At 64.0% G+C, this 19,829-nt stretch carries 20 protein-coding genes; 6 read left to right on the top strand and 14 right to left on the bottom strand.

Translation table 11 applies throughout. The annotated features are described in order from the left end of the window. Positions 1-215: 215 nt before the first annotated feature. Entirely contained in the window at positions 216-863 is a 648-nt protein-coding gene (locus tag G6N47_RS07710) for a TetR/AcrR family transcriptional regulator (RefSeq protein ID WP_083132263.1), read from the bottom strand. A 193-nt stretch (positions 864-1,056) separates the two neighbouring features. Here G6N47_RS07710 and G6N47_RS07705 point away from each other — a divergent pair, with 193 nt between their 5' ends. Together G6N47_RS07705 and G6N47_RS07700 are read left to right on the top strand one after the other, a co-directional pair. Then, positions 1,057-1,830 carry a hypothetical protein gene (locus tag G6N47_RS07705; protein WP_083132264.1) on the top strand — a complete coding sequence of 258 codons (774 nt, stop codon included), beginning with the start codon at positions 1,057-1,059 and terminating at the stop codon, positions 1,828-1,830. A gap of 107 nt (positions 1,831-1,937) precedes the next feature. After that, positions 1,938-2,753: an SDR family NAD(P)-dependent oxidoreductase gene (locus tag G6N47_RS07700; RefSeq protein WP_232080150.1), complete on the top strand. Its 816-nt coding sequence runs from the start codon at positions 1,938-1,940 to the stop codon at positions 2,751-2,753. Positions 2,754-3,132: 379 nt separating this feature from the next. Here G6N47_RS07700 and G6N47_RS07695 read toward each other — a convergent pair whose 3' ends face one another. Further along, positions 3,133-3,705, bottom strand: coding sequence for a Uma2 family endonuclease (locus G6N47_RS07695; RefSeq protein WP_083132266.1), 573 nt, complete (start codon positions 3,703-3,705; stop codon positions 3,133-3,135). Positions 3,706-3,858: 153 nt separating this feature from the next. Here G6N47_RS07695 and G6N47_RS07690 point away from each other — a divergent pair, with 153 nt between their 5' ends. Next, positions 3,859-5,133 carry a DUF2786 domain-containing protein gene (locus tag G6N47_RS07690; RefSeq protein WP_083132267.1) on the top strand — a complete coding sequence of 425 codons (1,275 nt, stop codon included), beginning with the start codon at positions 3,859-3,861 and terminating at the stop codon, positions 5,131-5,133. Positions 5,134-5,251: 118 nt separating this feature from the next. On the opposite strand, the gene G6N47_RS07685 is transcribed toward G6N47_RS07690, so the two are convergent. From G6N47_RS07685 to G6N47_RS07670, 4 genes are all read right to left on the bottom strand, one after another. Beyond that, positions 5,252-5,758, bottom strand: coding sequence for a hypothetical protein (locus G6N47_RS07685; RefSeq protein WP_139799537.1), 507 nt, complete (start codon positions 5,756-5,758; stop codon positions 5,252-5,254). Between the two features lie 177 nt (positions 5,759-5,935). Further along, positions 5,936-6,376: a nitroreductase family deazaflavin-dependent oxidoreductase gene (locus G6N47_RS07680; protein WP_083132269.1), complete on the bottom strand. Its 441-nt coding sequence runs from the start codon at positions 6,374-6,376 to the stop codon at positions 5,936-5,938. 39 nt (positions 6,377-6,415) lie between these two features. Beyond that, the gene (locus tag G6N47_RS07675) at positions 6,416-7,354 is read right to left on the bottom strand and encodes an acetoacetate decarboxylase family protein (RefSeq protein ID WP_083132270.1); all 939 of its coding nucleotides are present in this window, start codon (positions 7,352-7,354) and stop codon (positions 6,416-6,418) included. 92 nt (positions 7,355-7,446) lie between these two features. After that, positions 7,447-8,154: a type 1 glutamine amidotransferase domain-containing protein gene (locus G6N47_RS07670; protein ID WP_083132327.1), complete on the bottom strand. Its 708-nt coding sequence runs from the start codon at positions 8,152-8,154 to the stop codon at positions 7,447-7,449. A gap of 178 nt (positions 8,155-8,332) precedes the next feature. Here G6N47_RS07670 and G6N47_RS07665 point away from each other — a divergent pair, with 178 nt between their 5' ends. Continuing rightward, positions 8,333-8,953, top strand: a complete 621-nt coding sequence (locus G6N47_RS07665; RefSeq protein ID WP_083132271.1) for a TetR/AcrR family transcriptional regulator — start codon at positions 8,333-8,335, stop codon at positions 8,951-8,953. Here G6N47_RS07665 and G6N47_RS07660 read toward each other — a convergent pair. After that, a complete protein-coding gene (locus G6N47_RS07660) occupies positions 8,950-9,942 on the bottom strand; it encodes an NAD(P)H-quinone oxidoreductase (RefSeq protein ID WP_083132272.1) in 993 nt (330 codons plus the stop codon). The genes G6N47_RS07665 and G6N47_RS07660 overlap by 4 nt on opposite strands. A 167-nt stretch (positions 9,943-10,109) precedes the next feature. On the opposite strand from G6N47_RS07660, the gene G6N47_RS07655 reads away from it, so the two are divergent. Further along, positions 10,110-11,027 (top strand): LLM class F420-dependent oxidoreductase, encoded by a 918-nt coding sequence (locus tag G6N47_RS07655; protein WP_083132273.1) that lies wholly within the window; start codon positions 10,110-10,112, stop codon positions 11,025-11,027. 1 nt (position 11,028) lies between these two features. Here the strand turns inward: G6N47_RS07655 and G6N47_RS07650 are convergent, their stop codons facing one another. From G6N47_RS07650 to G6N47_RS07640, 3 genes are all read right to left on the bottom strand, one after another. Further along, positions 11,029-12,009 carry a glycoside hydrolase family 6 protein gene (locus G6N47_RS07650; protein WP_139799538.1) on the bottom strand — a complete coding sequence of 327 codons (981 nt, stop codon included), beginning with the start codon at positions 12,007-12,009 and terminating at the stop codon, positions 11,029-11,031. Positions 12,010-12,054: 45 nt separating this feature from the next. Continuing rightward, complete coding sequence (locus tag G6N47_RS07645) at positions 12,055-13,086, bottom strand: fused (3R)-hydroxyacyl-ACP dehydratase subunits HadA/HadB (RefSeq protein ID WP_083132275.1); 1,032 nt, start codon at positions 13,084-13,086, stop codon at positions 12,055-12,057. Between the two features lie 69 nt (positions 13,087-13,155). Then, entirely contained in the window at positions 13,156-13,998 is an 843-nt protein-coding gene (locus G6N47_RS07640) for an alpha/beta fold hydrolase (RefSeq protein ID WP_083132276.1), read from the bottom strand. A gap of 170 nt (positions 13,999-14,168) precedes the next feature. On the opposite strand from G6N47_RS07640, the gene G6N47_RS07635 reads away from it, so the two are divergent. Next, complete coding sequence (locus tag G6N47_RS07635; protein WP_083132277.1) at positions 14,169-15,050, top strand: TIGR03854 family LLM class F420-dependent oxidoreductase; 882 nt, start codon at positions 14,169-14,171, stop codon at positions 15,048-15,050. A 9-nt stretch (positions 15,051-15,059) separates the two neighbouring features. Here G6N47_RS07635 and G6N47_RS07630 read toward each other — a convergent pair whose 3' ends face one another. From G6N47_RS07630 to G6N47_RS07615, 4 genes are all read right to left on the bottom strand, one after another. Then, positions 15,060-17,834, bottom strand: coding sequence for an MMPL/RND family transporter (locus tag G6N47_RS07630; RefSeq protein WP_179966434.1), 2,775 nt, complete (start codon positions 17,832-17,834; stop codon positions 15,060-15,062). A gap of 35 nt (positions 17,835-17,869) precedes the next feature. Next, positions 17,870-18,313: an MmpS family transport accessory protein gene (locus G6N47_RS07625; protein ID WP_083132279.1), complete on the bottom strand. Its 444-nt coding sequence runs from the start codon at positions 18,311-18,313 to the stop codon at positions 17,870-17,872. A gap of 156 nt (positions 18,314-18,469) precedes the next feature. After that, positions 18,470-18,895 (bottom strand): hypothetical protein, encoded by a 426-nt coding sequence (locus G6N47_RS07620; protein WP_083132280.1) that lies wholly within the window; start codon positions 18,893-18,895, stop codon positions 18,470-18,472. Between the two features lie 40 nt (positions 18,896-18,935). Continuing rightward, a complete protein-coding gene (locus G6N47_RS07615) occupies positions 18,936-19,823 on the bottom strand; it encodes a fructose bisphosphate aldolase (RefSeq protein WP_083132281.1) in 888 nt (295 codons plus the stop codon). Positions 19,824-19,829 lie beyond the last annotated feature (6 nt).

The following is a 19,829-nucleotide window of genomic DNA, read 5'->3' as shown; positions in this document are numbered from 1 at the left end:
GAAAGTCGTCTGCGATTCACGTCGAACCTTTGCCCACGTATTCGGGTGTCATCGGCGACTGCAATTGAACGAACTTCCAGAGGGAACGGTGTGGGATAGGGCGTGTCTTGTCAATCTTCGCTGCATCTCGGCACGGACGACTTGTAGGGGCTTTCGCGATGCCCTGAACGCGTAGGGCGATCAACGCTGGGCTGTCCTGACACAGTCGGATCAACTCACTCGGGAATGGGGAGCAGCGGGAGCGGAAGCGCCACCAGCCGGTCAGCCTCCCCAGCATCGAGGCCGAGCATGAGAAGCACGTGTCGTGCGTAGTCGTCGGACACCTGCGCACTGTCGAGGTCGGCATCGGCGTCAAGGAGTTGCATGAGTCCGAGCAGAGCCCCACCCGACATCATCAACGCCATGTCGGCGTCGGGAACACTGAACCGTCCGGTCTCAATACCCCGTTGCAGGTCGACCAACGCACGTGGCCGCAGTCCACGATCGGTCAGCAACACGGACATGCCTTGGTTGAGCACCACCCGAACGAGCTCAGGAAGTTCTCGTTGCATGCGGCCAAGCATCCGGAAGCTGGTCGCGAACACTTCTGCAGGGTCGTGGATGCCTTCAACAAGGAGATCGCGCATCTGGCCCCAGTCGTCGAGGGTGCTGGCGACCGCCTCGGCGAAGAGTTCCTCCTTGCTGTCGAAGTGGTTGTAGAAGCTGCCGAAACCCACGCCGGCCTCATTGGTGATCTCTTGGACGCTCACCGCGGTGCGCCCATCGGCCAGGAGCCGGCGACCGGCGGCAATCAAGGCCGCACGAGTACGTGCTTTGCGCGGGTCAGGCCGGCGCGTGGACTGTGTGGAGACTTCGGTGGTCATGGTTCGGGTCTCTCCGTCCGCCTCGATCTTGAATAAAGTTATCAGAAAGTCTTGACATGCGTGCCCACACCTTGTGATGATTTCATCAGAAAATCTGGCTATGGGAGGACCTCGCGGCTCGAGTCGACACCATGAGCCAAGCGAGCCTCACCGCTCTGTCTGCACGCAGTCATCCGCCCGACAAGGACACGCCATGACCCCGACACCGTCGATCACCCCCACCAAGACCCTCTCTGGGATTTATCCGGTCCGGTTCCGGGCCGACCTTCCGCGAGAGGTCGCCGATGACTACTGGACAACGCCGCACGCCGAACTGGTCAAGCGCGGCGGGCACATCTGCGAGTACAACCAGTACCACTTCTCGGCGACCGATCACGGCTACTGGCCCGCCACACCGACCGTCGGAACACACCCCACTGACCTGTTTCGCTGGGACGGCGTGACCGAAGTGCGACTGCGCAACTACGCCGAGATGGCCCGTGCTGCCTACGGAATGCTCGGCACGATCTTCCACGACGAGCAGAACGTCTTCGACAACGTTCTCGGCCACATCTGCGGCCCCGGCGGCGGCACCCGGTGGACCAACCACCATGAGCCCGCGGTCGCCCATCGCACCGTGTTGTTGCTACGCCGCCGGCGCGGTGTCCCGCTACGCAAGTTCCGCGCCTTCGTCCACCGACGTTTCGGCCAGACTCTGCATGACGTCGGCGCGCTCGACGTTCGCTCCTACAGTTTCCTTCCCCTCACCGGGATCGCTCACCGCACGCCCGGCCTGTCCCACACCTATCCACCCGGTCACCGCCACGACGGCGCCATCGTCTTCGGGTTGCCGAGCCGCGATGACGTCAACGACCTCCTGGCCAGACCCGAACTGAAGGCCATCGTCGACGAGCAGTCCGAAACGCTCACCGCTGTCCATGCCTACGCCGTCGACCGCACTGTGCCCGTCATCAAGGAGCCCCGATGAACCGCCGGGTTCATGCGGCGGTCCCAGCTTCGCCTCTCCTGCGTCGAGGCTCGCTGAACCGCCGGTTCTCTGCCTCGCCTGCGACCTTCGCCGGCAAGGTCACCGTCGTGACCGGTGCCGGCTCCGGCATCGGTCGCGCGCTCGCCACAAATCTGGCCAAGGAAGGCGCCACGGTCGCGATCACCGACGTCGACGAGGCCGGACTTGCCGAGACCGCAGACCTCATCCGGGCCGCGGGCGGCTCGGTCACCAGCCACCGTCTCGATGTCACCGACGACCTCGGCGCGGTCACCTACGCCGAGGAACTCCATGCCCGCTTCGGCGCGGTGCATCAGCTCTACAACAACGCGGGCGTCGAGCACCACGGCGACCTCGAACACTCCGATCTGTCCCAGATCCGCCGAGTGATGGACATCAACTACGGCGGTGTCGTCAATCTCACCAAGGCATTCCTGCCCTACCTCATCGAATCCGGGGACGGCCACATCATCAACGTCTCCAGTCTCTTCGGTCTTCTCGGAATGGCCGGTCAGAGCGCTTACAGCGCTTCGAAGTTCGCGGTCCGCGGACTCACCGAATCACTGCGCCAGGAGATGCTCGCTGCTGGACATCCGGTCCAGGTGACCTGTGTGCACCCCAGCAGCGTCAAAACCGCAATCGCGCGCAACAGCAGCGTTGCCGCAGGCGAGGACGCCGCTGCCGTGGCAGCACTCTACGACGACAAGCTCGCCCGCATCTCCTCCGACCGAGCGGCCCAGATCATCCTCCGTGGGGTCAGGCGTAGGCGCCCTCGGGTCCTTATCGGTACGGACGCCTACGCCCTCGACATCCTCGTCCGACTCCTCGGTCCCGCATATCAACGCGGAGCAGCGGCACTCGCTGCGCGCGTTCAGCCCGGCCTCACCCTCAAGGACGGACGATGACCCAGAACAGCCCACTGGTGTTGAGGCGCGCGGAAATCAGACGTTGTCTCACAGTTTCACCACCACCTGGAGATGTTCCACTCCCACCGCTGGACGGCGATCCGCCGGTGTCGTAGCACTCCGCACTGGCTCGGTTCAACGGCGCATCGCGACGTGGCTACGCTCCGTTTTCTGCGCGACAGTAGGTTTTAGGATTCGCCACGAAAATGAGAAAACCGCATCCGCCATTTTCCTGAGAATCCCGCATCATCGGTGATCACGAGGGCGTCATCCGCCGGGAGTTCGCAGAACCTACAGCAGAAGCCGCCGCACCACTGGCCGCCGCCGCTGTCAATCAATCTGCAAAGCACGCGTTTTGAGCGCGCCGCCGCGCTTTAACTCAGGGCCGAGTCAGCTCGTCGAGCGAAAAGTCCAGTGCCACTGGCTTTTCGGTTCGCACCCGGTCACCGGCGAGGGCCCCGACCCGGTGATAGGTCCCGCCACGGAGGACGTGTGCAAGGACACGCTCGTCGGGCTCGGCATCGAGATCGACGATCCAGTAATGCTCAATGCCGGCCTTGGCGTACTCGTAGGCTTTCATCACCCGGTCCGTGCGGCGCGAACCCTGTGACACGATCTCGACGACGAGCACTACGTCCGACGCGTCGACGCGCACCGGATTGCGATCCACCACACTGCGGTTCACCACGACCAGATCGGGATCGCGCACTGTGGGTGGGAACCGCGCCTCGACGGTGATCTCGACCTCTTGCAATACCACGAGGGAAGCAGGCAGTGCCGCCCGGATCAGCTGCGAAAGATTTCGCGACGTGACTTGGTGCAGCGGACGCGGTCGCGGTGTCATGACGATGCCCCCCTCGACGAGCTCCCAGCGACGCGCTTCGTCTAGTTCGAGCGCGTCCCACTCTTCGAGCGTCACCAGGTCGCGAGGAAATTCGGCCAATCCCGCCACCGTGCACCTCCAGATCGCGTTGAGAGCAGGTTACGCCTGCTCGCGGCTCCGCTCGTGACGAAGCATCCCAGCGGGCAGCGGGCACCGACAGGACTATGACACCCATTGCGCGCCTGCCTCGAACTGTCGGACCCTCCGGCAAGACTGTGGGACATGAGCCGACGCAACCGTGAGAAGCGAGCAGCCAAGCAGAAGAACCGACGCGGCGAGGCTGGCCAACGCGAGCGTGTGCGGTTCGATCGCGAGCCCGATCGGGCGCAGCTTCTCGGTCACCTTGTGGTCGCATTGAGTGAGGCGGCGACGTGTCGCTGCGATCGCGTGGCACAGCACGCCGCGGAACTGCTTGAGGAGTTTTCCGCCGCGGCGCACGAACTCGACGTCGCGGCCGACATCGCGATGAACGAGGCCATCCGCGCTGCATGGGAACACGGCTGGTCACCGTCTGACCTTCATGAAATAACTCGTCGCAAGCTCGAGCCAGCCGCCGTCGGATACCTCGACCAAGCGATCATCCGCGAGTCCGGGCGTTATGCGGTCGCGACGTTGCACCCCAGGTGGCGCGCCGATCTCGCCGCGATTGCCGCCACCGTCGATCGGGGATCGGCGGGATCAAATGTCAACAGCCCTGAGGCCCTGACCGTCGTTCTGAAAGTGCTTACGCTGCTTGGCAGCCTTCCGGTCCTCGAACCACTTCTCCCATTGCCCGGCGCCCATCGACACACAGCGGCCGCGGTAAGCGCAGTCGACGAGAAGGCACTGGGTCGGGTGCGCGCTCTGCTGGCCAAGGCTGAGGACACCGAATTTCCCGAAGAGGCGGAGATCCTCTCGGCGAAGGCGCAGGAGCTGATGAGCCGGTATTCGCTGCAGGAGGCAGTAGTACACCACGAACGTGGTGAAGTGCCCGTGGCCGCGGCGCGACGGATGTGGATTGAGAACCCCTACGCCGTGGCGAAGACGACGCTCGTGCAAGCCGTGGCCCAGGCAAACCGGTGCCGCGTGGTGTGGGCGGAGCGCCTCGGCTTTGTCACCGTCATTGGATCCGAAACCGATCTCAACCTGGTTGAATTGCTCACCACTTCGCTGCTGGTACAGGCGAATCGGGCCATGCTGCGCGCGGGGCGCCAGGTTAGCGGCCGCGGGCAGAGCCGGACGCGATCGTTTCGGCAGTCGTTTCTCGTCGCCTACGCGACGCGTATCGGTGAGCGCCTGGACGAGACCCGCGCGTCGGTCACAGCGGAAGCCGAGCACGACGCCCGGCTTCTGCCCGTTCTGGCGGCCGGCAACCGCGCCGCTGACGACCTCACTAACCGCTTGTTCCCGTCGATGACGCAACGCCCGGTGTCGGTTTCGAATGGCGCGGGCTGGGTTGCCGGGCGCGCAGCGGCCGACCTGGCGCACCTCAACGTGCGTGACGAGATCGCGGGATAGTGTAAGACGGCCGCAGCAGCGCGCACGCAGGGGCTGACCAGCGTGGCCGCCACCATCAGGGCTATCTCTTCTATGGTGGCCACGCTGGCTAACCCGCACTGCATCGCAGCGATCCGCATCAGTCGTCGGTTGCGATGATCACCGTGAGCGTACTGTCGTGACGGTCGATCGCGATGAACTCATGAAACCCGCGCTTCCCGACCACCCATCCCGCCTCATGCTCGTTGCCCTCGCGTGGGACCGTGAGCTGAAAGATTTTGTCCGCGTTAGCAACTAGCGGCCCGACCCACGCCCCGACGATCTCCTGTGACAACACCAGTGACTCGGTGACCCACGGATTGAGGTCCGTCGCTGGCCAATTGATGAGGACCTCCCAGGCTGCCGCGGCGGTACACCGCCGAAATCCTTCGACAGCAACGGTCTCCAGTCGGTACGGGCCGTGCACTTCACACGGTCCGGTCCACGGGCTCATGCAGTCGTCCCGCCAACGGGGATGCCCCAGCACCGCCTCGATCAAATGAGAATCCGACGGCTGACCGTCGAAGGCAAACTCGAGCAGCATGCACCAGAGGTACATACCTGGCGCCAGATGCACGAGAGTGTCATCGGTAAGGCGCAACGACACCGCTTCATGCTATCGGCACAGCTCGGCTTCCGCCGGATCCGGTCAAGGTCGGACGGGCGCGGCCGACTGTGTCACAGGAGCTGCGCCGCCACAGAGGAGGCGACGGTGTCGGCCTATCTGGCGCCGCCGTTTCAGCCCGAGTGATGTGCGACCTGGACGCTATCCCGATTCGGCAGTTCAACTCCGCAGCTCGCAGATCACGACAGGTATCTCGCGGGTGGTCCGGGTTTGGTAATCCGCGTATCCCTTGTACGCCGCAACAATCTTCGGCCACAGCTCGGCTCTCTCTTGCGCATTTGCGGTGCGGGCGTGAACCTTTCGCCGGGTTCCATCGACCACCAGCTCGGCGTCGGGATGAGCCTGAAGATTCCGGTACCAGTCGGGGTTGCGATCGTCGCCACCCTTCGACGCCACGAGCACCACCCGATCCGAATCACGAACAGGGGTGGTCAGATAGCAAGTCCGGGGCAGCCCCGACTTGCGGCCGGTCGTGTGGAGCTCCACCACAGGCATGCCAAACGGCTTGGCCAACAACCTGTTCCCGCTGACCGTGAGGATCAACCGGTGCGCGCGATTCATCAATTTGGCGCTGGCGTCTTTCAGTGCGTAGCTGTTCATCGAATGTCCTGTCTCGGATTGTGTGCCGTGGTCAGAGATTCACTTAAGCGCTCGGGAGTGCGACTGCATGTTCGGCATCGAGGTGGGCACTGGCATGTGCAGAGCCAGCTGGCCCTCAGTAATGACGTCGAGTTGCATCACCCTGAGCGGCTTCAGTGAACGTAGGTCGTCAGACATCTGCCCGGTCCCGGTCTGCAGGTCGATATTGCGCGGGAAGCGCACCGTTCCGGCCGCCAGCACATTGGTCTGGCTGAACGTGGAATGCCAGGCACCGTTGATCGCCGTATACGACGTCAACGACGACACCCGCTCACCAGTGGGGTAACGCGTCTGGGCCGGCGTGGGCGCCGACAGCGCCAGATCGGTGCCGACGGTGTCGTTGACCACCCGCGCGGTGATGCCGTCGCCGTCGATGTCGACGTCGATCTCGGTGACCCATTTAGGGAAGCCGTAGCCGTCGTGGCCGCGCACCTGAGCGATCTCGGTGTTCACCGGCAGCGAGAACACGTAGGAATGCAGGTGGTCGTTGCCGAGGCCGGCGACGAGGTCGAAGAAGCCGGGACCGCCGTGGCGTGCCGGCCGCACTGCTGCCCCGACAGCGGCCTCGGTGTAGAAGTCGATGTCGCACATGTCATAGCGGAAGAACATGGCCGAAATCAGCCCCAACCCCGGCGCGACCTCCAGGGGGGCCAATTCCTTGGGCAGGCGGGCACGGATCGCGCCCGAGCGGGCCAGCATCGTCAACCGCGCCGAGGACATGCGGTAGTAGAAGTTCGGGGTGAACGTCGGGCCGATCGGTGAGTCGACCCTGGTCTTGGACAGCTTCCGGAAGAAGTCGACGCTGGAGACCCGTGGATCGCGAGCCACTTCGTCGAGATCGGTCTGCATCCGATATCTGTCGTACAAGCCGCCTTTCGGAACCGCGACCACGTATCCGCCCAACTCGACCGTTACCGTGTCCTGCTGGCTCGACGACACGTGGTGGCCCCTTACTCGCTATGTATGCACTGCTCACATAAGGCTAGCCAGGCAATGTGAGCACTGTCAACACCGCGAGTCAGTGTCGGTCGTCACGCGGCGGCGGCGGCGATGTCGGCCACCAGGCGGCGCGCGAGTTTCTCCGAAGATTGCGGATTCTGCCCGGTGTAGAGGTTTCCGTCGACCACCACGTGAGGGCGCAACGGGAAACCTTTCGAGTAGTCCACGCCGGCTTGCTTCAGCTTGTCCTCCAGCAGCCACGGTGCCTTCTTGGCGAACCGATTGAGCAACTCCTCACGGTTGGACAACCCCGTCATCTTCCGGCCGGCGAACGGCGATGTGCCATCGGCTCCAGTTGCCGCCAGAATCGCCGCAGGCGCGTGACACAGCAGAGCCAGCGGCCGGCCGGAGGCCAAGCGTTTTGCTAGCAACGCACCAGAAGTCTTGTCGTAGGCGAGATCCTCCATCGGGCCATGTCCGCCGGGGTAGAAGATCAGGTCGAAGTCGTCCGGATCGACTGTGTCCAGCGATACGGGATGGTCGAGCACATCGGAGATGCGGTCCAAGTAGCGCTGGACTTTGCGGCGCGTCCACGGCATTCCGCCGGAGATCCCGAGGCTTAGTTGATCCAGCGTGGGAGCCTTGCCACCGGGGGTGGCGACGGTGATGTCCCAGCCGGCCTCCGAGAAGATGTGGTAGGGCATGGCCACCTCTTCGGCCCAATACCCTGAGGGGTGCACGGTGCCGTCGTTGAGTGTCCAACGGTCGGCCGCTGAGACCACCATCAAAACCTTTGTCATGACGCGATTCCTCCCGGTGTACATGCCGGCCGTACTTACCTCAGACGGTAACTGCCGGCAATGTGTACACCGCTCACATTAGCGATCGATAGTGGCGTCGTCAACAGTGGCCGCCATTTAATGAGCAGTGCTAACATCATGGCAATGTAAGCATTGTCCACACTCGGTAGGTTCAGACATGCCCGCGTCTTCCAGCTATCACCATGGCGATCTCCCAGCTGCGCTGGTGCGCGCCGCCATTGACCTTCTCGAGGAAAGCGGGGCGGCAGAGCTGTCGTTGCGCGAGGTGGCGCGCCGCGCCGGAGTGTCACCCTCTGCGCCCTATCGTCATTTCGCCGGGCGCGACGAGCTGTTGTCGGCCGTGGCCGCCGTGGGTTACCGCGAACTGGGCGAAGCGTTGGTCAAGGCGCATCCCGCGCCGAGTTCGGCCGACGACTTCGCCGACATCGCGGTGGCCTACGTGCAGTTCGCGCTGACGCGGCCGGGGCTTTTCCAGGTCATGTTCGGTGAGCCTTGCGACCCCAACGCGCCCGACCGGGCAGCGGCGGTGGAGGCAATCCACGAGTACCTTAAATCGATTGTAGGACAAGCGTTTCCAGCTGCCGATGCCGACGCGATGTCGACAGCGTCGTGGGCTCTGGTCCACGGCCTGGCTTTTTTACACCTCGACGGCAAGCTGGACGCCTCCTCCAAGCGGGCAGTCTCCAACAGGGTCCGAACAGCGGTGCGCGCGATGCTGCAGACACCGGTTAACGCCGCCGCGCCGAAGCGTAGAGCACGCCGCGCGTCCCACCGCTAGGGCCGGCCCACCGTCAGCACCACCTTGCCGACCGTCTTCGGCGAGTCCAGCAACGTGTGTGCCTCGCCGGCATTTGTGATCGGCACTTCGGCGCAAACCACCGGTGCGACGGCGCCGTCGGCGATCAGCGGCCACAAGCCTTGCCGCACTGCGGAAATGACCTCCGCCTTCGACCCCGGACCTTCCTGGGGCCGGCGGCGCAGGTTGCTCACGTGTACCGAGCCCCGCTTGAACAGAAGCAGGCCAAGGTTCAGCTCCGCGGTGGCCCCGCCCTGCAACGCGATGATCGTCAGGTGCCCGTCCTCGGCCAGCGCCTCGACGTTGCGTTGCAGATAGCTGCCACCCATGATGTCGAGGATGGCGTTGGCGCCACCGAGCTCGTCGGTCACGAGCTTCGCGAAATCCTGGTCGTGGTAGTTGATTAACGTCTGCGCCCCGAGTTCTCTACAGCGGTCTAATTTGTACTGCGATCCCGCGGTGACCGCGACGTGGGCACCAAGGGCACGGCCCACTTGGATGGCGTGCGTGCCGATCCCGCTGCCGCCGCCGTGAATGAGGGCCACCTGTCCGCTGCGCAGACCCGCGGTCATCACCAGGTTCGACCACACGGTGGCCGCGGCCTCCGGCAGTGCCGCCGCCGCGGTCAGGCTCACACCGTCGGGCACCGGCAGCACCTGAGTGGCCGCCACGTTCACCCGTTCGGCATAACCACCGCCGGACAACAGGGCGCACACCGCATAACCGGGCCGCCAATCTTCTACGTCGGCACCGACGTCGGCGACGACACCGGAGACCTCAAGGCCGAGGATGTCGCTGGCACCGGGCGGTGGCGGGTAAAGCCCTTGGCGTTGCATCACATCGGCACGGTTGACCCCTGCCGCCGCCACATCGATAGCAACTTCGCCCGGGCCCGGCGCGGGCAAGTCGTCCACCTGCGACCAAGCCATCACCTCGGGGCCACCAGATCCGTTGAGCGCGATCGCGTACATGCTCTCCCCTCCGCAGGCTCGAATGTATACGCTGCTCACATTAGTGGTGCTGTGAGCATTGTCAACATCGCCGGGCGGCGCGGCTGTGCCAGTCGCAGTCGGGACGGACTTTCGATCACCGCGATTCGCCAGGAATGACCGACTGATTGCGTGCGTTGATGGCGCTTATGCCGACCGGAATCATCCTCTTCGCCCGCCCTGATGCTCCCAATCTCGTCGATGACGTGATCGCTCAAGCCAAACAGGCCCACCAGCTCGGCGTCGCCCAGGTGTGGTTGGCCCAGCAGCAGAACTACGACGCGATCGCGCTCGCTGCGCTCGTCGGAGCTGCCGTGCCGGGGTTGGGTGTGGGCACCTCGGTGGTGCCGATCAACCCCCGCCACCCGCTGATCGTCGCGTCGTTGGCGCAGACGGCGCAGGCAGCGGCGCATGGCAACTTCAGCCTAGGGCTCGGGCTGGGTGCCCGCGAGATCGAACGCCAGACCTTCGGTGCTCCGTGGCCCAACACGGTCACGCGCTTACGCGAGCATCTGACCATCCTGCGGTCGGTGTTCGACACCGCCGGCGTCGACTTCCACGGAAGTGAGCTCAGCGCTAGTCCTCGCTGGCCTGTCCAGGTCGCCGGCGGCACTCCCATCCCGGTGTATGTGGCAGCGATGGGCCCAAAGGCGTTGCAAGTCACCGGAGAACTGGCCGACGGGACCTTGCCCTATCTGGCGGGGCCCCGGACTCTCGAGGAATTCATCGTGCCGACGATCACGCAGGCTGCGGCCGAGGCGGGGCGCCCGGCGCCGCGCGTCATCGCCGCGGTGCCGACGTTATTGTCGGAGGACCTAGAGGGCGCAAGAACCATTGCCGCGCAACAGTTGAGCTTCTACGAGACCATCCCGTCGTACCGCAACGTGATTGCCCGCGAAGGCATCGCCAGTGTGGTCGACCTTGCCGCGATCGGGACCGAGGGAGCTATTGCGCATCAGCTGCGCCGGTATCGGGATGCGGGTGCCACCGACATCGTGATCAGCCCGCTAGACCGCTCCGACTCCGTCGACCGCGACGCGCTGTGGAGGCTCGCCGCCGCGCTGTGATCTAGTGGCCGGCGTTGCGGGCGAGATCGATCGCGTACTGGCTGACGAACGTGCCAGCCTGAGGTTCCCCGCGGCCGCATGAGCCGTCGGATTCACCCGGACGTTTGATCCACAGGTAGGCGTCGGCGTGTGCACCCGCCGTCGCCGTGGTGGGTGGGGTCCCGAGGGCACGGCCGGTCGGGTTACACCAATACATGTCGCCGCCGGCAGGCCCCGCGCCGTTACGCGAGGTGTCGATCACGTAGTTCGATCCGTTCGTCAGCCCCGAAATCGTTTCGCCGTAACCGATTTCCTCGTCGGTGGTGAAGAAGTTCGCGGTGTTGAGGCTGAAACCCCGCGCCTTGGCCACGCCGACCTGGTTGAGCCGGGCGGCCATCTCGTCGGCGTTGATCCAGCGCGAGTGTCCGGCGTCGACGTAGACGGCCGCGGCCGGGTTGCGGGTCAGTGTGTCAACGGCATACCGGATCAGCTCGAAGCGCTCCTGACGCTGGTCGGCTGGCAAGCAGTCGGCCATGGCCAACGCATCGGGTTCGAGGATGACGGCGGCGGGCCCACTGCCGATGGCCGTCGCGACGCCGTCGATCCACCCTCGATAGGCAGCCGCCGAGCCGAATCCGCCCGAAGCGAAGCTTCCGCAGTCACGATGCGGAATCCCATAGAGGGCCAGAATCGGCACGGCGCCGGCAGCCTGCGCCGCCGCGATGTACTTCGCGTCGACGGCGGGATTAGACGCCTGGTCCATCCAGTAGGCGTGCGGCGTGTTCGCGATGGCGGTCAGCTCCGCACTCGGCGGATTGGCGCCTTGCGCCGCCCGCATGGCCTTCGACGCGGGATCGACATAGAAGGACTTGCCGGCCAGCGGGTTGTCATTGCTGGCCAGCCGGATCGACGGGGCCTGCACCGAGTGCGCAACGAGGACGGCCGTAACCGTCAGGAAAGGGGCAATCCACCGCGCGACTGCGCTAGCAGCTGAGGACATCACGTCAGGAAATTAGCGTTCCGCAGGATTGGACACCAAACCGCGGGGTCAACGGAAGCGGATGTTCACCGTCGCCAGGCCGAAGATCTTCCGGCCGGCGGACTTCGCACCGACGATGACGACACCGGAGCGGGTATCCGGGTCCAGTGACTTGATCCGGCCGCTGAACTCGATGTCTGCACCTTCGGCGGCCGACACGATCGCGGGCGCGGACAACCGCACCGCGTAGCGGGTTACCGCACCGGGGTCGCCCGACCATGCGGAAACAAAGCCGGAACCCAAACCCATCGTCAGCATCCCGTGCGCGATCACGTCGGGTAGCCCGGCGAGCTTGGCAATGCCCTCGTCCCAGTGAATCGGGTTGGCGTCGCCGGCCACGCCGGCGTAGTTCACCAGGTCGCCGCGGGACAGCCGGGTGTGGTGCACCGGTAACTCGTCGCCGACCTTCACGTCGTCGAAGGACGGCGTTCCCGGCGTTCGGGTCAAGCCCCCGTCGGCGATCCGGATCTCGCCTTCCGGACGCACCGTCTTCTCGTAGGCCGCATCGTTTTCGCCGATTGCGGCGATGTCGACGTCGTGCATCATCGCCTTCTGCGCGGCCGTCTTGATTGCCGGGTCGACGTCCTCGGCGGTGAGGCCGACGACGGTGGTGTGCAGGGTGTGCACCCGCTCGCCGGCAGTGTCGGTGAACGTGTTGGTCACGGTGATCAGGTCTCGGCCGGCGATCCGGCGCACCGATGACAGTTCGACGTCGATCTGCAGTTCGTCGCCGGCCACGATGGGGCGGTGCTGCTCGAAGACTTCCTCGGTCTGCATGTAGGTGTCGTAACCGATGACCACCGATTCGAACATGCGCCGGTTGCACGCCATGGCCGGCGTTGACGTGAAGGTCAGCGGCGCTACCAAACCCGAATAACCCAGTTCAGCGGCGGCGGCGACATCCCAGTGTGCGGGGTGATAGTCCTGGACTGCGCGCGCGTATTCGCGGACTTTCTCGCGGCCCACCAGGTAGGGGTAGTCCATCTGGTAGTAGTGGCCGACCCGCGATTCGATCGGCGACGCCTCTGCTGCTGCGGTCATGACTGTGCTCAACCGTTCTGTCGGCTTGTTCGGAGGCCGACCACAGCACAGTAACGCGTTGGTAGCTGCTCAGACGGTCGGGTGAGCAGCAAACCAGTCCAGCAGCAGCTCGGCGAGCTTGTCGGGTTGTTCGTCGGGTATCCAATGCGAGACCCCGGGCAGGATCTCGAACCGGTATTCGCCGCTGACATATCGAGCGGTGTCGTGAGCCGCTTTGGGCAGCAACGCGGTGTCTTGGTCGCTCCACACGTACAGCGTTGGTACGGAAACCTTTTGGCCGATTCCGCGCGGACTGGACAGTGGCATCGCGCGATACCAGTTGATCGCTGCGGTCAGGGCACCGGATTCGGTCATCGCCCGTGCATCTCGTTCGGCCGCGGCCGGTGTTTGGCCGCTGCGCCGCAGCAACTCGGTGACGATAGCGCCGTTACGCCGCATGAGCAGCCATTCCGGTATGCGCGGCAACTGAAAGAAAAACATGTACCAAGACGCCAGGCCCTGACGGCTGTTGGTGAACGATTTGATGAATGCGGCGGGATGCGGCACCGATATCGGCGACACGGTTGCCAGCCGGTCGGGCATTTCGGCTGCGGCGGCCCACGCGACCGCGGCGCCCCAGTCATGTCCGACGAGATGCACGCGCTGCGCACCGCTGGTATCGATCAGTGCGCGCAGGTCGCCGACCAACTCGGGGATGCGGTAGTCGCGGCGGCGGGGCGGCCGGGCGCCCGGTGAATAGCCCCGTTGGTTGGGGGCCAGGCAGCGGTAACCCGCAGCGGTCAGCCGGTCGATGACGGCCTCCCAACTGTCATTGCGCTGCGGGAAGCCGTGCAACAAGACCACGACCGGCCCGTCGGCCGGTCCGGCATCACGGACATCGAATATCAGCTCACCGCGACGGTATTGGTCCATTCGGTCAGCATGTCCCATTCGCCTGCCCAACGTAAACCGCGGTCGTAAAGCTAGCGGAACAATAGTGAGCGTTGGCCACGTCCGGGTAGCAGAAACACATCAGTGCGAACTGAAATCGTTGGTCGCCGCGTTGCGCTATTTACACGCATCAAGACGACAGGGAGACGCGGGTGAAGATTCGCTTCGGAGTCAGCCTGGGAGTGAATACCGCTCCAGAACAGCTCGCCGACATCATCGATCACCTCGAGTACAGCGGGGTCGACTCGCTGTGGTTTTCCGAGTTGGTTTACATGCCTGCGGTGGATCCGATGGTGGGCATGGCCTACGCACTGGCGCGAACCACCCGATTGAAGGTGGGCACTTCAGTCGTGGTGCTTCCCGGGCGGCATCCCGTGTTGGTCGCCAAACAATTGGCGTCACTGGCGGCCCTCGCGCCCAAGCGGGTGCTGCCGGTCTTCGGATTACGCTCGGCGATCCCGGCCGAGCGTGAGTTGTTCGTCGTCCCAAACGGTGAGCGCGCTGCGGTGTTCGACGAGTCACTGCAGTTGCTCCGGTCGGCGTTGGTAGAAGGCTCGGTCAGCCACACCGGCCGGTACTTCACTGTCAGCGATGCGACGATCACGCCGCGGCCGGTCCCTCCGCTGGACATTTGGCTGGGTGGTTCCGCGCCCGCGGCCTTTCGGCGCATCGGTGCGCTCGGCGACGGCTGGCTGGGTAGTTTCCTTACGCCGGCCGAAGCCCGGGCCGGGCGCGAAGCGATCGAACATGCCGCGGCGCAAGCAGACCGGCGCATCGAGCCGGATCACTTCGGGATCTCGTTGGCTGTCGCGGACGGTGAGCTGCCGGCGGAGTCGGTCGCGGCGGTCCGGCGCCGTCGTCCAGATCTGGATCCGGCCGAGCTGATCGCCGCGGACTGGGATCAGCTGCATCGCCAACTAGACGCCTACCTGGAGGCGGGTCTGACGAAATTCGTCATTCGGCCCGCCGGTGCCCAGCCATTGGACGGCTTCATTGATCGCTTCGTCGCCGAGCTGACCGATCGGCAGAACTGATCTGCCGCGCTATCGCTGCGGCGCCGGACGGGAACGCACCAGTGTCGGCCACCAGAACCACGGCCCGAGAATTCGCAGGATGCACGGCACGACGAACGAGCGCACGATCAGCGTGTCGAGCAACAGGCCGATGCACACGGTCGAACCCACCTGACCGATGCTGCGCAGATCGCTTGTGAGCATTGCCAGCATCGTGAACGCGAACACCAAACCCGCGGACGTCACCACACCACCGGTGCTTCCGAGCGCGCGGATAAGGCCGGTGTTCAACCCGGCATGGAGCTCGTCTTTGACCCGGACGATCAACAGCAGGTTGTAGTCCGACCCCACCGCCACCAGGATGATGAACGTCAGCGGCAGCACCAACCAGTGCAGCGGCAAGCCGATGAGGTGCTGCCAGACGAGTACGGAGAGTCCGAACGCCCCGGCGTACGAGAACGCCACGGTGCCCGGAATCACCAAGGCGGCCATCAGACTTCGCGTCAGGAACAACATGATCAGGAAGATCAGTACGAAGGCGGCGATCGCTACGATCAGCAGATCCGATGCGGCGTATTCCTTGATGTCCTTGTCGTTGGATCCAGAACCGCCGATGTAAACCCGTGCGCCGGCCAACGACGTCTCTTTCAAGATCGTGGTGATCGCCCCGGGGAACTGTTCGACATGCTGCACGCCTTCGGGACCCATGGCGTTGCCCTCGTGGGTGACGATGAACCGAGCAGCCTTGCCGTCCGGCGACATCAGCAGCTGCATGCCGGTCTTGACGTCGTCGTTGTCGAAACCTTCACGGGGGATGTAGAAGAAGTCGTCGCTGCGCGACCGGTCGAAGTCGAGCCCGACATTGATCATGTCGTCGAACGTCTGGTCCGTTTGCGTGGACTGCAGCGCCGACTGGCCGTAGCTGCTGACCAAACGAGCGGCCAAGGCCTCCGAGTCGTCGGCGGTGAGTTTCAGTTGCGTGATGACTTGCGGCAGGATCCTATCCACGGCTTCGAGAGAGGTTCTGGCGTCCTTGATGTCCGCAGCCAAGTGGTCGATGTTGTCGAGCCCGTCGAACAGCGACCTGAACGTCCAGCAGATGGGGATGTCGAAACAGTGCTTCTCCCAATAGAAGTAGCTCTTGATCGGCCGGAAGAAGTCATCGACGTTCGAGATTTCCTGGTTCATCTCATCGGTGATCTGTTGCAGATCCTCGACGGTGAGAACCGTGTTGTGCAGCTCGTCGGACATGTTTTGGAAATAGACGATCTCTTTCCGCAAGACTTCGACGGAATGGGTTGTAATCTGTGCCTGCTCATCGGTATTGGCGTTCTGCTGCTTGTTGAACGGCAGCTGTTGACCGTTGCCGCTGCCCTGCGTCGTGAACAGATACGGCAGCGTGGCGTGTTCCAATGGGCGGCCCAGAGGCCTGGTGATGCTTTGCACCATCGCGACGCCGGGAAGACGGATCAGGCTCTTCGCAACCCGGTCTAAGGAGATGAAGTCCGCCGAGTTGCGCATGTCGTGATCCGTCTCGATCATCAGCATCTCGGAGAACAGCTTGCTCCTCGGGAAGTGCCGATCCGCCGCCGCGAAACCCTGATTCGCCGGGGCATTGTGCGGCTGATAGGCACGGTCGTCGTAGTTCTGCCGGTAGGTCGGCACGAAGATCGCCCCGAACATGACGGCAGCGGCGCTGGCCGTAAGGATCGGGACCGGCCAGCGCACCACGCTCGCCCCGATCCGCCGATACAGCGTCGCCTTGACCTTTTGTCTGGGATCGAAGAGCCCGAATAGGCTGCCCACGGTCAAGATGGCCGGGCCCAGCGTCAGCGCTGCCGCGATGGTGAACAGCATGGCGATCCCAACCGCCGGCCCCATGGTGTGGAAGTAGTTGAGCCGCGCGAAAGTCAGGCAGTAACACGCCCCGGCGATCGTCAATCCCGAGCCGATGATGATCGGCGTGACACCCTTGTACGCGATGTAGAACGCGTCCTCCCGGCTTTCGCCGGCCTGTCGCGCCTCGTGATATCGGCCCATCAAGAAGATGCCGTAATCGGTCCCGGCTCCAAGCGTCAGCGCGACGACGATGTTCACCGCGAACGACGACAGTTCGATGTAGCCCAGATGCCCGAGGGTTGCGATAACCCCCTTCGCAACCAGCATCTCGATCAGAACACCGAGCAGGGGCACCACCACGTTGGTGAGGGAGCGATACACCAGCAGCAGCATCGTGACGATGAGGATGATCGTCACGATCGTGATGTTGTTCAGGCTCGAATTGGCGATAGCCACCGTGTCCGAGGCGAGCGGCGCCGCGCCGCTGACGTAGACCCGCAGGCCGGGCGGCGCGGGGTCCTTTGCGACGATATCCCTAACGGCCGCGACGGATTCGTTCGCTTGCATCTGGCCGATGTCGCCCGCAAGACGCAGCAGCACGTACGCGGCTTTGCCGTCGACGCTCTGCGCCCCGGCCGCAGTGATCGGTTTCCCCCACAGATCCATGACGTACTGCACGTGCTTGGGGTCTTGCTTCAGCCGGCGTACCAAGTCGTCGTAGTAGCGATGGTCCACATCGCCCAGCGGCCGGTCGGCTTCCAACACGAGCATCGTCAAGTTGGTCGAATTGGACTCGTGGAACTTCTCGCCGATGCGCAGCAATGCCCGCTGCGACGGCGCGTAGTGCGGGACCATCGGGCCCGCAAGTTCTTCTGCGACCCGCTCGACTTGCGGCATAAAGGTGTTCGTCGACACGGCGAGAAGCGCCCAAAACGCGATGATCGGTATTGCGAGCACGCGGACCATTCGGGGGACGAAGGGTCGACTAGCCCGGTGCTCGCTCATGCGGATTTCACCCGACACATGACGTGCGCATCCTCATGGGTGTCGGATTGTTCATCGCGGACAACGCCATTCACCAACATCCGGCAGCCGAGTTGGCCACCATGAACCTGCGCCGAGATGCTGCCGGATACCACCGTGAGCGTCGTCGTCTCCGTGTGCGACCACGGCAACGTCGTCAGATCAACCTGATGCGGGTGTCCGTCGATGTCCAAATAGACGAGCATCCCGCCGTCGCCGACGGACCCGAACAACTCATACGTGAGCTGCTTGGGCGTGGTCTGCTCGGGCGCTGCCGGGCCATTGACCGTGATGACGGGCGGGGGAGCGGAGAACTGGTGCACCTTCCACATGCCCACCGCTCCCGCGCCGACCGCAACGACGGCCACCAACGGCATCCACGCGCGTGCCAGGACGGTCCGGCCGACTGAACGAGGACTCACTCGATCACCTTCGGAACTCCATCCGCACGTCGCGTTCCCTCGCTCCCGCACCCAGGCCACTGCAGATAGTAGACGGTTATGTACCTAAGTGGCTACGATCTGCAAAGAGTAGCGGCCCTGCGGCCGGAACGCGACCTGAGCGGCCTCAGGGTTGCCTCAAGGCATCTTGTGCAGACGCCGCTTGTACTTGGCGCTGCCGAGAAGCCGAAGCGTGAAGTTGGTGGCGCCCAGCATGGGGAAGACCCCGAGGAACGTCCGCTCGGACGGCGTCGCTCCGTGCAAGTGGTACAGGCTGCCGAACACATAGAAGCAACCCACCATGAACAAAGCCCCGGGAATGCAGAACGCCATGAGCGAGCTGCGATCGGCAACGATTTGCTTCGCATAGTCCAACTCGTCCCACGACATCGGTTGGCGTTTGCGCACTTTGGCCATCACCGTTTTCGCGCTTCCGATTTCTTCACTGATCGGAGGAGTCGCTCGCTCGCCCAGCCGCTTGACGTAGACGCCGGCAATGGCGACGAACACCAGTGCCAACACGAGGCTCAGTACGGTCAGGTAACCGAATACGCCCGAACTCACGACTGAGCCTCCTTCGCGTCGCGGTCGAACCTAACACCGACTAGGTCAGCGAGGCACGGTAGATATCGTCGATGTTCGAGCCGAGCTTCTCGTCGAATTCCTCGTCGGTCTGGTCGACAGTCAGCCCTTCGGTCAAGGCCCGGGAGAAGCTGGCGATGAGCCCGTGGCAGCGCGCCAGGATGGTGCAGCTTTCGGCAAGGCTGTAGCCGCCCGACAGCGCGACGACGCGCAGGACTCGAGGGTGCTCGATCAGCGGCGCATAGAGGTCGTTCTCGTCGGGCAAGGTCAGCTTGAGCATGACCTGGGTGCCTGCGTCGAGCTTGTCGAGCTTCGCCTGAAGCGCCTCCACCAGGAGCCTGTCGGCTCGGGGCTTGTCGGAGCATTTGATGCTCACCTCGGGCTCGAGGATCGGCATGAGTCCACGCTCGGCGATCTTGTGCCCGTATTCGAACTGTTCGTCGACGATGGCCTTGATCCCGGCTTCGTTCGGCTCGGCGATGAACGAGCGCATCTTGGTGCCGAAGATGCCCTTCTCGACGGCCCGCTCCAACAGCGAGTCGAGCTTGGTCATCGGCTTCATCAGCTGCACACCGTATTTGGCGTCGTCGAGCCCTTGGTCCACTTTGACGAACGGCACGATGTGCTTCTGCTTCCACAGAAACGCGGGGGTGTCCTCGCCGCTGATGGTGCGGTCCATGGTCTGCTCGAAAAGGATGGTCGCCAGGATCTTGTCGCCAGTAAAACGGGGACTCGACATGAGCCGCGCACGCATCTGATGGATCAGATCGAACATCTGCTCCTCAGTGTGGTACTTGTCCTCCGAGATCCCGTAGAGCTTCAAGGCCTTGGGCGTGCTGCCGCCGCTCTGGTCCAACGCGGCGATGAAGCCACGTCCCGAGCCCATCAGGTTGCGTTGTTCTTCGTTCACTGCGGT

The sequence above is a fragment of the Mycobacterium branderi genome (assembly GCF_010728725.1).
Lineage (GTDB): Bacteria > Actinomycetota > Actinomycetes > Mycobacteriales > Mycobacteriaceae > Mycobacterium > Mycobacterium branderi.
The sequence above is the reverse complement of the archived record's forward strand: the minus strand, read 5'-3'. Positions and strand labels throughout refer to the sequence as shown.

What these genes read in the sequence shown, in the direction of transcription:
- G6N47_RS07630 (WP_179966434.1), bottom strand. Translation starts at nt 17,834, where the DNA reads ATGGTCCGCGTGCTCGCAATACCGATCATCGCGTTTTGGGCGCTTCTC.
- G6N47_RS07710 (WP_083132263.1), bottom strand. Translation starts at nt 863, where the DNA reads ATGACCACCGAAGTCTCCACACAGTCCACGCGCCGGCCTGACCCGCGC.
- G6N47_RS07705 (WP_083132264.1), top strand. Translation starts at nt 1,057, where the DNA reads ATGACCCCGACACCGTCGATCACCCCCACCAAGACCCTCTCTGGGATT.
- G6N47_RS07690 (WP_083132267.1), top strand. Translation starts at nt 3,859, where the DNA reads ATGAGCCGACGCAACCGTGAGAAGCGAGCAGCCAAGCAGAAGAACCGA.
- G6N47_RS07645 (WP_083132275.1), bottom strand. Translation starts at nt 13,086, where the DNA reads ATGACCGCAGCAGCAGAGGCGTCGCCGATCGAATCGCGGGTCGGCCAC.
- G6N47_RS07660 (WP_083132272.1), bottom strand. Translation starts at nt 9,942, where the DNA reads ATGTACGCGATCGCGCTCAACGGATCTGGTGGCCCCGAGGTGATGGCT.
- G6N47_RS07680 (WP_083132269.1), bottom strand. Translation starts at nt 6,376, where the DNA reads ATGAACAGCTACGCACTGAAAGACGCCAGCGCCAAATTGATGAATCGC.
- G6N47_RS07670 (WP_083132327.1), bottom strand. Translation starts at nt 8,154, where the DNA reads ATGACAAAGGTTTTGATGGTGGTCTCAGCGGCCGACCGTTGGACACTC.
- G6N47_RS07640 (WP_083132276.1), bottom strand. Translation starts at nt 13,998, where the DNA reads ATGGACCAATACCGTCGCGGTGAGCTGATATTCGATGTCCGTGATGCC.
- G6N47_RS07665 (WP_083132271.1), top strand. Translation starts at nt 8,333, where the DNA reads ATGCCCGCGTCTTCCAGCTATCACCATGGCGATCTCCCAGCTGCGCTG.
- G6N47_RS07655 (WP_083132273.1), top strand. Translation starts at nt 10,110, where the DNA reads ATGCCGACCGGAATCATCCTCTTCGCCCGCCCTGATGCTCCCAATCTC.